Source organism: Paenibacillus rhizovicinus, assembly GCF_010365285.1.
Lineage (GTDB): Bacteria > Bacillota > Bacilli > Paenibacillales > Paenibacillaceae > Paenibacillus_Z > Paenibacillus_Z rhizovicinus.
Map to the genome: position 1 here is coordinate 25093 of NZ_CP048286.1, position 12833 is coordinate 37925.

12 protein-coding genes and 1 pseudogene are annotated in these 12833 nt (G+C 45.2%); 2 read left to right on the plus strand and 11 right to left on the minus strand.

Annotation, left to right across the window (positions count from 1 at the left end):
* Positions 1-339: 339 nt before the first annotated feature.
* From GZH47_RS00135 to GZH47_RS00180, 10 genes are all read right to left on the minus strand, one after another.
* Positions 340-909 (minus strand): hypothetical protein, encoded by a 570-nt coding sequence (locus GZH47_RS00135; protein WP_162637961.1) that lies wholly within the window; start codon positions 907-909, stop codon positions 340-342.
* 185 nt (positions 910-1094) lie between these two features.
* Complete coding sequence (locus GZH47_RS00140; protein WP_162637962.1) at positions 1095-1445, minus strand: hypothetical protein; 351 nt, start codon at positions 1443-1445, stop codon at positions 1095-1097.
* Between the two features lie 158 nt (positions 1446-1603).
* Positions 1604-2545 carry a WG repeat-containing protein gene (locus GZH47_RS00145; protein ID WP_318653433.1) on the minus strand — a complete coding sequence of 314 codons (942 nt, stop codon included), beginning with the start codon at positions 2543-2545 and terminating at the stop codon, positions 1604-1606.
* A gap of 185 nt (positions 2546-2730) precedes the next feature.
* Positions 2731-3261: an AAA family ATPase gene (locus GZH47_RS00150; protein ID WP_225446302.1), complete on the minus strand. Its 531-nt coding sequence runs from the start codon at positions 3259-3261 to the stop codon at positions 2731-2733.
* 57 nt (positions 3262-3318) lie between these two features.
* Positions 3319-4050 (minus strand): hypothetical protein, encoded by a 732-nt coding sequence (locus GZH47_RS00155; protein WP_162637964.1) that lies wholly within the window; start codon positions 4048-4050, stop codon positions 3319-3321.
* 3 nt (positions 4051-4053) lie between these two features.
* Positions 4054-4992 carry an aminoglycoside phosphotransferase family protein gene (locus GZH47_RS00160; protein WP_162637965.1) on the minus strand — a complete coding sequence of 313 codons (939 nt, stop codon included), beginning with the start codon at positions 4990-4992 and terminating at the stop codon, positions 4054-4056.
* Positions 4993-6027: 1035 nt separating this feature from the next.
* Positions 6028-6573 carry a DNRLRE domain-containing protein gene (locus GZH47_RS00165; RefSeq protein ID WP_162637966.1) on the minus strand — a complete coding sequence of 182 codons (546 nt, stop codon included), beginning with the start codon at positions 6571-6573 and terminating at the stop codon, positions 6028-6030.
* Positions 6479-9079: an Ig-like domain-containing protein gene (locus GZH47_RS00170; protein WP_162637967.1), complete on the minus strand. Its 2601-nt coding sequence runs from the start codon at positions 9077-9079 to the stop codon at positions 6479-6481. Before GZH47_RS00170 ends, GZH47_RS00165 begins: the two co-directional genes overlap by 95 nt.
* Positions 9080-9861: 782 nt before the next feature.
* Positions 9862-10161, minus strand: coding sequence for an ankyrin repeat domain-containing protein (locus tag GZH47_RS00175; protein WP_162637968.1), 300 nt, complete (start codon positions 10159-10161; stop codon positions 9862-9864).
* Positions 10162-10445: 284 nt separating this feature from the next.
* Positions 10446-10811, minus strand: coding sequence for a winged helix-turn-helix transcriptional regulator (locus GZH47_RS00180; RefSeq protein ID WP_162637969.1), 366 nt, complete (start codon positions 10809-10811; stop codon positions 10446-10448).
* A 126-nt stretch (positions 10812-10937) separates the two neighbouring features.
* Here GZH47_RS00180 and GZH47_RS00185 point away from each other — a divergent pair, with 126 nt between their 5' ends.
* Positions 10938-11597, plus strand: coding sequence for an alpha/beta fold hydrolase (locus tag GZH47_RS00185; RefSeq protein WP_225446303.1), 660 nt, complete (start codon positions 10938-10940; stop codon positions 11595-11597).
* A gap of 225 nt (positions 11598-11822) precedes the next feature.
* A complete protein-coding gene (locus tag GZH47_RS00190; RefSeq protein WP_162637970.1) occupies positions 11823-12332 on the plus strand; it encodes a dihydrofolate reductase family protein in 510 nt (169 codons plus the stop codon).
* Between the two features lie 251 nt (positions 12333-12583).
* On the opposite strand, the pseudogene GZH47_RS33955 reads toward GZH47_RS00190, so the two are convergent.
* Positions 12584-12783, minus strand: a pseudogene (locus GZH47_RS33955) (alpha/beta fold hydrolase); the annotation flags it as partial.
* Positions 12784-12833: the final 50 nt, after the last annotated feature.

A 12833-nucleotide genomic window follows, 5' to 3' on the forward strand; every position in this document is an offset into this window, starting at 1 on the left:
AGGGCAGAGAATGATGTGAGATGATCAAAGTATCTTGTCCATCATCCCCTCGTTTACAGGGTATGTCGTTAAAATCAAATTTCTTGTACCCTTATCCCCGTTAGCCATCCATGCATCTCTTTGCTGCACCGCAGAGCATGAAAGTTAGATCGTTCTTTCACAGGCTGCCGATGTCGGCATCCTGTTCTATGTTGCGCAAATCTGCCCATTACTTCAATGAAAAGAGCAGACCATCGTCGTGATCTGCTCTTTTCAACTATCGTTCCCAGTTAGCTTAACAGACAGATATTTGATGCTAAAATTAATCTGGTTTTCTTTGCAACGCTGCATACTCTTTGATTAATGCTTTGAATGAACCAATATCTCGCCATTTAATTTGACTAATATCTCATTGGTTGATTTTGACTGAACCTTTCCATTCACATTCTTCCATATACCATCATTGAAATTATATGACCAATATTTGCCATCATCGGCTTTCTCAAGTAATAAAACAACTTTGTCACCTTCATGAACGAAATCAAGAATGCTATTTGATTCATTTTCAATGCCATGTTGAAGGTAAGTGATTGTAGTACTGTCTGGTTCCTGACCATACACAACATTCTCAACATTTATTTGTACTGGAGTTACATCATATTGGAAGGACATCTTTCCACCAACCCCTGAATTACGTACTTCAGAATGTTTCACTGTTGATACGCTGCCTTCAATCACTAAATCCACACCATAAAGCGCCTCTTCGATTTCATTTATTCTGAAGCTCTTAACTGCTGTTGTTTGATTTTGGGTTCGAGCATTCTCTCGCTCACCATAGATACTTCTTTCGATTGGGAGAACTCCGCAAAATACAATGATTATTAGCAATAAAATTCCTATGTTCATTCGTTTTATATTTAAACTTCTCATATTATCAACTCCACAATTCGAAAATGCCCGTTATTATTTAACGCATTTGGTATGAAATTGTTGCGCTAAACTGGCCGTTAGTTGAGAAAACGGCAGCTCATCATGTGATAAGCTGCCATCGTGTTGTCTTGAACTATCGTTCCCAGTTAGCTCAATGAACGGGCATTTACGCCTGCAATATCTTTCTAGCCAATATAAACTCCAACATCCTTATATTGTTCAGCTACCTTTACTGCTTCAATTGCATTCTGGACTCTAAAATCAATACCACCACCAAATACATCCTCAATAATTTTCAAATTATCCAAAATGACGTTGAGTTCGCGCTTTAGCTCTTTCAAATCATCATCAAATGCATAAATATCTCCATCCTTTAAAGAATAAATCAATTGGCAACCCATTTCCTGCATTATCTTGCTACCCCAAAGTTTGCTTCTATAAGATTCAAACCCAAATTGGAAATTATGAGGGTACGGTATTTGTTTTTCTAAATCAGCAGTACTAATATTTTTGTTTTTTGAGATCGGATAAACCATTAGACTCATTCTATACATCATTCCATTTCTAGTGATCTTGAAAGTAGAAAACCTGAGTATTAAGTTGGCAGTGGAATAATTAAACTGCCCTTATAATTTCGGTAATTTTGTTAGCGAATCCTGCCCGTTAGCGGAACAGGCTGCGATTTCTCAGCAGCCTACCCAACACGTACTGCGGCCAATCCTTCAAAATAATAGCCCACCGACGAATAGGCAGTATTTATAGTTACTTCTTTTAGTTCTGTGGTGAGATAACTATCTCTTCCCTCTTTTTCGACAACAGCATACCCATTAACAAATTCCGAGGCATGGTTGAAAAGAGGCTCAGTCACTTGTACACCTTGACTATTGATATACGCCCACGCTTTACCAATCCGTACCGGGGCAAATCCGTCAGCAAAGTTACCCAATTCTATGAAACGAGGTTCTATTGCTATTTCTCCTTCTCTGTTGAGGAAGCCATATCGTCCGCTCTTCTTAAAGAATGCGAGACCTCCTGATACATCGCCAATGTGAGTATATTTGGGCTTTAGGACAGTCTCGCCTTCTCGATTAATCAGCCCATATTTACCCTTTTCTCCTATAACAGCTCGACTTTCTGAAAAATTCGAAGCGTCATCCCACTGACAGTCAATTATCTCTTTTCCGTTGAGATCGACAAAGCCAAATTTGCCTTTAGCTTCTCGACAAATATTCGATAATCCTTCGAAATAATTGCCTATCCGATAAAACAACGTGGGCAGAATCTCCCTACCTTCGACATCAAGTATTCCGAATCCAGCTTGTGTCGAAACAACCGTCCTATTTTCTCGGAATGCAAAGCATCCTAGAAACTTAGCTGGAATGACTTCAATCCCTCTTTTATTGATAAATCCGAAACGATTATTCTGGCTAAACATTGCTAACCCACAATGGAATTCTCGCAACCAAAAATAATTGGTACGGAGAGCCTCATTCCCCTCGTAATCAATTAAAGAACAAACATCATTTCGAACAACTGGCGCATAACCTTCACTAAAATAGCCAGTTGAGTCATATATTGCTTCTATTTTCAATTGCCCACTTTCATCTATAAATCCGTATTTAGCATTCAGTCTAATCCACCACTTTCACTTTATATTTTTCCGAAAATCGTCTGATACATAATACCACAAATTGGAACGAATTCTCCCCATTACTTCAATGGAAACGGCAGCTGGCCATCAAGCCAGCTGCCGTCGTATTGTATTGAGCGATAGTGTCCCGTTAGCTCAATGATTCTTAAAAAAACGAAGATACATTGAGCCTAAGATATTGCGTATCGAAGTACCCATTCTTTAATTTGAGCTGCTACAACAACCACGTCGGCAACTGTAGTATCGACAATCGGCATTGGTGGGCTATATCGTAAAGCTGCATTATCGATCAACCATGTTGCAAACTCCTTATAGTCTTGAATCATTTCTTCTGGCCAATTTCTTTCACGTAATCGCTTCTCACGGGTTTCATTGTCACAGTGTAAATTCAGATAATACACATGTTTAAAATAGGGATAGTCAACACATTTTTCAATATCCCATGTCATTGCTGTTCCGCATATGATTGTCATCCGTCCGCTTTCAGCTGTATTTCGTGCAACCCTAAGCCAAACTTCTCGTATTTGCTGCTCGTCAGTAATACCCACTTCACGGAGATTATCGATATCAAAGATATCAAAATCAGGTAATATTTTTCGAAGCTCGTTAATGACGTAGGTTTTTCCTGAACCACTCGAACCAGTTACAATGAATAGAGGTATTTTCTTCTCCATTAGAGAGTTGCTTCGTTCATTTACCATATATAGTCCACCTTTTCGATTCCAAATTTTATATCGGTCTTGGTCTTCATCAAATGACTAAGAAATCAGCTCAAATATTCCGATTTGTCTTTTCCCTATCTTGAAGTATTGCAGCTTTTTAAATCTCTTGTGCTTTAGCTTCTGGCCTTTATTCGTAATTACTGCTACAACCGAATGATCCGGATTTATCCGTTTCAAGATCTGATCAAAAAAGTCCGAGATGGGGTCTGGGCTATCGGTTCTCCAGTTGACCTTGTCACCGTAAGGTAGATCAGTCATAACTATACTGATATCTCTATGGGAGCTACTCTTTTCGTTTGAGGTAATATCGACTTGCGACACATATGTCTCTTCTAAAATTGATGTTTCCAAATGTTCATCAAGTCTTTCCAAGCTAGCCAAAGCCTCTTCGTGTGATTTCTTCTGAAATAAAGCAGTTAATCGGGTCAGCTGTTCTTTACGCCGAGCTAATCCACTTGGAGTTAGTAAAGATAAGTTTCGTTCAGCTACTTGAAGTACCTCATGATCAACATCGGAAGCATAAATATTAGTAATTCGATGACCGTGCATTAGCCCAGTGACAGTTAACATATAGGCTCCTCCGCAGCAGGGATCATATAAGGAATAAGGACCATTATTTCCTTTTATTTCGAGTAATCTGAAGCATCTTTGAATGATTTCACTGGCTAGTCTTACCGGAAACGAGGTTGTGCCATGGGCATTGTACAGTACCTTTCCACTTGCGAAGTCTTCATAATTTTGGTCATATTTCTCATACATGTACGCCATGTATCACAACTCCGTTGGAAGGGCTAGCAAGCTGTCACGAAGTTCGACATAGGCATCCGTATAGCCCATTTTGGCATAGAAACGCATGGCATCCAGGCCCTTAAAGTACCTGGCCCCGGTAAGTCTCGCTCCAAAATCATGAATCGGTGTGCCTATGTGCTCGGCATGAATACGGAATACTTCTGCCACATCTGTCCCTGGAATAGCATCTTCAATCGACGCTATATCAATGAGAAAATCGCCGTAAATCGGATTGGAGTCGATAATGACTGTAATCCTTCTACCATCTGATAGAATGTTCCAAGCATGACAATCATTATGAACGAAATGACGGTACGACGCATTGTATTTGCTGAACGTTAGCAGTCTGCCGAAGCATTCATTGAAGACGTCTCGTTCCAAGCAGGTGGTATGAAAGAGATCATGCCAGTTTTCCCAAAAGGTTCCTGTCTGATCTTCAGCGAAAAATGCCTGGATATAGTCTAGCCATGAGGGGAATTCGCCGTTGCCATCCTCTCTCACTTCCCCGAATCCGGTCGTTGTTTCAGGCAATTGAACCTGATTCATTGCAGTTATGGATTGAACTAAATCGGAAAGCATATTAACCTTTTGTTCGGGTAGACAGTCAGCCAGCACATGACCGGGTATACGCTCTAAAATGCAATAACGATAACATTCCACAGTCCCTTGCCCTATCATTTTTGGATAGCGTACACCTTGAGCGGAAAGTAAGTCAGCAATGTACTGCTTCCTTAGGTAGTCAGCTTGCTCAGCCTGATTAAATAGAATGACATACTCGGACCCTTTCATTGTAAAGTAATAGACGGTACTAAAATTCCCACTATCGCCAACTGCGGATACTTCCTGAGCAGGACACCCCCAGTGTTGCAGTAATACCGTTTGAACAGTTGTAATAGATAGATCTGGCTTGTTAGGTCTCATGTTACTTCCTCCTTATGTGTTTACATGTTGGGAAGGCTTCTCCCCAAATCTATGGCTTTGACATACATCTGTCAGCAGATGCAGCTTTTTGGAATGTTTAAATGAAACCATTCATTCAAGAGGTCACAAATAAAAAAATAGTAAAATGAGGGAATAGAAAAAGCCGCGGATGAACAATTGTTCACCCACGGCTTTCATTCCGTAAGCATGCCTAATAAGAAACGGCTGTGGCCGTTCTAAAGCATCCTTTTGCGGAAAGCAGTGATGATAATTTGTTTCATAACGGAGTACACGAACGAAGACATGTTAAAGCAAACCCTACCTAGTAAAGTAGTCTGCCTTGGTCACGCTCATGTTATATTAGGTTAGAATTAACCTTTAATTTCCGTCAGAAACACCATCATCATCATCACTGCACATATCCCACCATTCGACTATTTGTATTAATTATAATCCATATACTGGAACAGTCAAGTGTAATATTTAAGCCTATTTGTTTTGTTTCCACGCTATCCTGCCCGTTAGCTTAACCAATTTTGACACCGGAATCGGTATGTATTCTTGTCTTTATTCGGCAATCGGTACAAATTCTTGAGATTTGTTTTTTTCAAGAATATGTACCGATTAACCAGAAAACCGCTAATTGCGCGGCATTAATCGGTACATGTACTTAAGAGCCGACACTAATGCCCACTTTTACGGATGTCACCTTTTGTTTTTGTCTAGTCCTTCTTAACCAGCTTTCAATTGATACATTCAAAAAGCTCACGATTTCCCTCGTATCAAAGTCGTCCATGTAATACAAGACGATGACAATGCGCTCTTTATCCGTTAAAAGACAAATTGCATCCCATACTAATGTCTGCCGTTCATTTCGCAGAGCAGTATCTTCCGCCGATTCTGATTGGTACACATATTCCAAATCAACTAATGTTTTAAAACGTTTAGCCGTCGTGTAGAGCTAGCTTGGACATGCCGAAACGCTCGCAGAAAAAAATCGGCCAAGGAAAATTTACTCTTTGGCCGATTGAATATTTACTGGTACGTGATCGACAGCTTAGGCCGGTTTGCCGTTGTGGCGTCTTCTGCGGAATATATATCAACCGCAACGTTAGTTGGATTATCAATGTACAGCAGAACGCCCTGATTGGTGGACGGTGTGGTCAGCCAGCCCTGTACGACTGAAGGATCAAGAGTAATATCGATCACCTGATCGCCGGATGCTGTGAAGCTGGTTATCGCAAACGATTTGCCGGACACATAATCGGTCCCGTTGCCCTTTGCCCCAGCCGTCGCCCATAGCGCTCCGGACTTGCGGTTCTGCCATCCGATGAGCGAATAGGTCGGATCGTAATCCGTCTGCATGTAGCGGCCTTCCATCGTAAAGCCGGATGCCCATGTGTTCATCTTGAGTGTCAGCTTTGCCGATGCAACCGTTTTGCCGGCCGGAATCGATATACTATCGAAGCGCAGCAGCGTATTTATCTCATACGGCGTTGTCTGGCTGGTTTGATCGAATACTTTCAACGTGCCGCTTAGAATATTGCCGCCGTTGCCGCTGTATTGCGAAGTGAGCGACACATCCTTCGCGCCGGTGTAGCCGCTCACTCCTTGCTGGAAGGTGACCGTTCCCGTGGCGCCGTTCGACACGGTTACAGCTATCGGGGACGATGTCGTCGTATTGCCCGCAGCGTCGCGCGCTACCACCCGTAATCGCATGCGAGCCGTTTGTAAGCGATGTTGTGCTGTACGAGATCGAATACGGCGAAGACGTGTCTTCCGTGCCGACATTAGTACCGTCGACCTTGAACTGGACGCCCGCGACGCCGACATTATCCGAGGCGTTTGCTGACACCGTAATCGTGCCGGATACCGTTTGGGCGCTTGTCGGTGCTGTGATCGATACCGTCGGCGCCGTCGTATCGGAAGCCGCGCCTACAGTTACGGACACCGGGGACGATGTCGTCGTATTGCCCGCAGCATCGCGCGCTACTGCCGTAATCGTATGCGAGCCAGCCGCGAGGCCCGACGTGCTGTACGAGATCGAATACGGCGAAGACGTGTCTTCGGTGCCGACATTAGTACCGTCGACCTTGAATTGCACGCCCGCGACGCCAACATTATCCGAGGCGTTTGCCGACACCGTAATCGTGCCGGATACCGTTTGGCCGCTTGTCGGCGCTGTGATCGATACCGTTGGCGCCGTCGTATCGCCGGAACCTGAGCTTGAGCCGGACAGCAGTTGGGACGCCAGCCATGTGAAGCTGCCCGTTGTGCGGAATTCCCAGCCCCACTTGCGATTTGGTGTAATTCGGTAAGCGGTTTTTCCCGCCGAAGGACCGGTCGGGCGAATCCAGAAGTTGACGCCGATATCGTAGCCGTAGTACAGGTCGTTTACTGCCGATTCCCAGGTCGTATTTGGCGAACCGCCGAGCAGCTGATTGAAGTAGTCGGCCCACAGAATCGCGTTCCCCACCTCGAGGTCATGCTCGATCGTCGTACCGCCGGTCGGATCGCTGGCGCTTCCCCGTCCGCCGTCCAGCGCATCGGGAGTGCCGTCATACTTCACCATATAATCCGGATAACGAAGCGCTCCGACATACGTATCGAAGCTGTGGTAAGCATCGGAACGCGAAGCGTTATTCAGGAAGGTGCCCATGCGCTTCACAAAATTAGCGATATTCGAATCTTCCGTAAACGCGTAAGCGCGGATCATTGCATCTTCGGTCAGCACGCTCATCCAGGTCGAAGCGATCAAATCGCCGGGTACGCCGTCGCCATGCTGGCTGCCGTAATGATACAGTCCGCCGTCGACACGGCTTGCCGGTATAAGTCCACCTGCACCGTTCTGATGCCAGATGAAATCAGCCGTTTGATTTTGCACATTCGTCTTGTAAGTCGTGTTGCCCGTTACCTCGTAAGCGATCAGGTTGGCCAGCAACCGGAAAGCCGTATGCCGTTCGGTCCAAGTCCCCAGGCTCGGATCCCACCGTGTCGGCTCGTCATTCGTTTCATGCGCCTGAACGATCAGGGGGATGTAAGTCAGCATATCGTTGTCGCCGGTCAGCCAGTACGTATACGCCATCGACTCGTCGTAGCTGTACATCGCCCCGTTGCCGCCAGGCCAGCCGTTCGGATCGGGATTTTTGAGCGTAAACAGTCCGACGGCACGGGAAGGCGTCGTTGTGGCCGGATATATTTTCGTTTTGTAAAAGTCGGTATGCCGCACTGCCTCGCGCAGCGCTTTCAGCGAGCCGCTCCGCATGTATAGCGTGTACATCGTTGCCGCGCGGTCATACAGCCACGGATCGTAGTTTGTTTTGTAGTCGCTTTTGTAGCCGGAGCCGGAATCGCCGGCGATAACGGCAGGATCATCCTCATTGATGAGACTGTAGAAGTTGTTTTTGAACGCATGCTCCATCTCCGTGTAGCCCGTCCAATGCTCGGTTGCATCCATCGTGGTCGGATTGTCCCTTGACTCGGTGATGCTGCTGTCGAACGTGTTCATCCGCGTTCCTTTCAGCACGCCTTCGGCAAGAAAGTCTTTCGGCAGCACGGCATAAACGTCAGGCTCGAAAACGTTGTCCGATGCTGCGAACGTGCCCGACGTCACTTGATGCCAAGCCGATCTCGGATTCGTAAGCGTCGAAATGTTCTGGGTTCGATTGGTGAGACCCCATTCCACTGTGATCGTCTCCGAATTCGGATAAACGGCAGCAAAATTGTTCTGAATCTGGATGCGTGCAACACGAACGGAAGTTCCATCCAGCGAAGAGTTTGTTATGCTGCGCCATGGCGTTTGCATTTCAACGTAAGCGGGAATTTCCGTGCCGCCCTTCAACACGCGAATTTTCGATACATCCGCTGGAGTAATGGAGCCTCTTGGGAACGGTACGCCGAACGTGACCAGCTTCGTTTGTCCTGCGGTGACATTTTCCATCGGATACAGCTTGACGGAGATGCTGCCGGACGATTCAGCTGGCGCAAAGAACGTTTGGGTCGCGCCGAACGAGACTTCAGGAAATAATCCAGTAAGCAGCGCGATCAAGCACAGGAAGGAAACGAATTTGGCAGAAAGCCTTCGCATAAATCCACACCTTTCCACATTCATTTGTTGGGTCTTCGAGTATAAGCACGCTGTCGTCTTGGATTAGAAAGCGAGCTAATAGACGATGAAATCTTTTTCTTACTCCCCCCCTCCTCGATTGCCTTATTCTCCAAGATCAAGCACTTCCAGATTATTCAGATTAAAGAAGATGCTTCCCCAACTATGAGGGATGTCTTCTATTTTTGATATATCGATTTTCTTTTAAAACTACCGATTTTTTTAAAAGCATAAAAAAAGTGAAGAAGTGAGAAAAGAGGCAAGAAAACGGATTTGTTTGGCAATGAGTTTTGCTTCGACTCATTTTCAAATGCTACACTGGAATTTTAATTATTGTTTTGTTGTCATTTGTCTTTGACAAGAACTTGACCTCATAAATAGCCCGACGGGAAGAAGCTCTTTCCTTCTCAATGAGTACGAATACTAGCTTATTCGCGGGATCTCAAGACTGCACGGACCGGATTGCAACGCTTCGGTTGCCGAATTTGACGGTCATCCCCTCTTCTATCCGGATAGCGATTTATTTATTGGAGAGATCCTGCGAATAAGCGAACATTCGTGAGAAAACTACATTTTACCGAGGGAGCTTAACGAATTTCAGTTGGTCATTTTCTGGCATGTTGCCTTCATTTCTGCGCTTTTTAAGCTTATCGCGGGAATGAGATCAAGTTCTTATCAATTTCGGTAATGGGATCAAGTTCTTGCTATTTGGTTTTGACAAGAACTTGATCCCATAAATACAAAATCCGCGATTTTCGCGGCCATTAATGACATAATGTTCTTGTCACCCGACCCTTCACGTGTTCTTTAGCTACATCAAGATTTTGATTGACACATATACGGTGTAATGCAGTCTGACCATCAGAGTTTGTAAGGTTTACGTCAATCCCACTAGTTATGAGAAATGATGCAATATCAAACTTATTCCCTGAGATAGCATAATGCAATAGTCCGGAGCCGCCCTCACTCTTCCTATTAATCTGACCAATAATTAATTTACTCTTAAAGTTATCTAAGTTGCCAAACCTAGCTAGTGTAAAAATATCAGCTTTATCTGTCGGCATTTAGCCATCTCCTTACTTTTCATACTTATGACTTTCTCTTCAATAATCTCTTTTAATTTCGTTATTAAAATCCCCATTCTGCTCCCCCTGGCCTATAATCTCATCTCCTTCAAAAGAAAACGGCACCCGATCGTTTGCCGGCTGCCGTTGTGTCTTCATTCAGCTATCGTTCACCTTTAGGATTCAATGATGCAGCCATGATACTTGACGAGGTTCCCGTTCTGTCTGTAAAGGCAAATTTTAAGGCCATCCTTGTTAGGATAGCCTCTGTTTGCTCTTGACAATCACATCACCTTTTCTCCTTCTTCCTCTGCCTTATCCGAATCTTTCCGTAGATATGCGCCATATTCCTGAGTCCACGTCCACATGGCAGCGAAAATCGGCTGAAGGCCCTTCCCGGCCGCCGTTAAATCGTATTCAACATGTAACGGCACGCCGGGGTACAACGTGCGTGTGACGAGCCCCTTCTCCTCAAGCAGGCGCAGCCGGTCCGTCAATGTTTTGGGGCTAATCGGATGCAACCTACGGCGCAATTCCCCGAACCGTCGGTTACCGTTAAACAACTCGAACAAGAGAAGGATCATCCACTTACTATCCAGTATTTCAAGAATCGGCTCGACCTTCCCAGGGCAAGATTGATCCATTTCCATTCACAATTCCTCCATAGTTCATTTTTTGAAACTATTGCACTTAAATGTAACTACTTTTCAAATGTACCATAGATCCAATATGATGTGAACCAGGGAAAGAAATAAATGGATAAGGAGTGAACAGCATTGAATAGACCGTTTCAAGTTGATCCAGCGGAATACCCGTTCAATGATCATTGGCTGCCTTACCGCGATGGACACATCCATTACCTCGATGAAGGTAGGGGACCGACAGTTCTACTTTTACACGGTAATCCTACATGGTCGTATCTGTATCGGAATGTGATCAAAGAGCTTCGCGGGGAGTTCCGTCTTATCGCTCCCGATTACCCCGGATTTGGGATGTCGAAAGCACCGAGTGGTTACCACTTTACGCCGCAAGAGCAATCGGAAGCCGTTCAAGCGATTATTCGCCATTTAGACCTAAAGGATTTTATATTAGTGGTTCAAGATTGGGGAGGACCGATCGGCATGGATTACGCGGTACAAAATCGGGCTAACTTGCGCGGAATCGTCGTTATGAATACTTGGGCATGGCCTGCAAAAATTTTGCCAATGAAGATGTTCTCGCTCGCAATGGGGGGATGGCCGATTGGGTATTGGCTTCAGACACGGCGCAATTTCTTCGCCAAAGTTATTGTTCCGCATGGCATATACCAGGCCGATAAAGTCACGGATAGCTTGCGCAAAGCTTATACGACCCGTTCCGACCCCGAAGTCCAGAAAACCGACATGGGTATTTCCGAGGAATATCCGCAAAGCACAGACATGGCTCGCCAGCATTGAATCGAAGTTGTCGAATTTGGCCGATTTACCCTCACAAATTTTATGGGGAACGAAAGACAGCGCCGGCTTCCCGCCGGAACAAATGGTTAAATGGCAAACCCATCTACCAATGAACGAAACCGAGATCCTCGAAGATGCCTCACACTATGTGCAAGAGGATCGTCCAGATCGGGTAGCGGCATCCATTCGAAAAATACTGAACAGAACACAAGGAGGAGTATTACAATGAAAACAATTTTATGGGCAACTTTAACCGCTAACGGCAATTATGCGCAATCCGGTCCTGAAAACCCACCGAAAAAAGAAGCAGTAGCAGACTTCGCAACACACGCTCAAGCTGCAGGGAATTTTATAGTCGGGCGGCGGACTTTCGAAGCTATGCGCGGGAATGGTGGTGCAGGACCCTTTGGCGAAGTGGATATCGTCGTAGTTTCGAAAAACGCATCAGTAATTCCGGGAGTAACCGTGGTGCGGTCGCCTCAGGAGGCCTTGAACTACTTGCAGCATAAAGGCCATCAAACCGCGCTCATTAGTGGCGGTGCCGATATCCATAATTCATTTCTAGGCCAAGGACTTGTAAACGAAGTGATTTTTAATGTGGCGCCTGTGTTGGAAGGTAAAGGGCTAAATCTTCTAATCGACAAAAATAACTACCAATATAAGCATGTAAAATTGCTAGACTGCAAGCCCCTCGGCGGCGACGTTATTCAACTGCGTTATGCGATTGACCGATAAATGGTTTGTCGCCTACCGTCCTAGATGACATCCGTACATGGCCGATCAGCGAGGAAGAACAAGGTAACATGCTCCATCTTATCCAACGAATCAGATGGTGATGGAGCGGAATCTCTTGTGCCTTTTAGCCACCTACGGAGGTCGCTCTAAGCCATTTACTGCTCGCCACTAAACCGGTTCAGTAGTTGGTTCAGCCTTTCATGCTCCATATGAAAGCACCGTGTCCACTATACTCGAACGGTACGAGTATCCGGTGCAGCAGCGTCGATGAGCACAAGCTTGCATACGCTATGGCCTTGGTGACGCGACATGTATCGGATGGCGATTGTCCCTCCTCTGGAGTGCCCGACGAGACCTCCCGGACATCATCTGCCAACCGATCATAATGATAACCTTGAAAGCCAACGCCAGGAAGCACATTGTATTGGTACTCGTACTGATTATGATTCAAACCTACACTCTCATAATAGCTCTATTAAAAAACAAAAAGGAGCAAGCTCC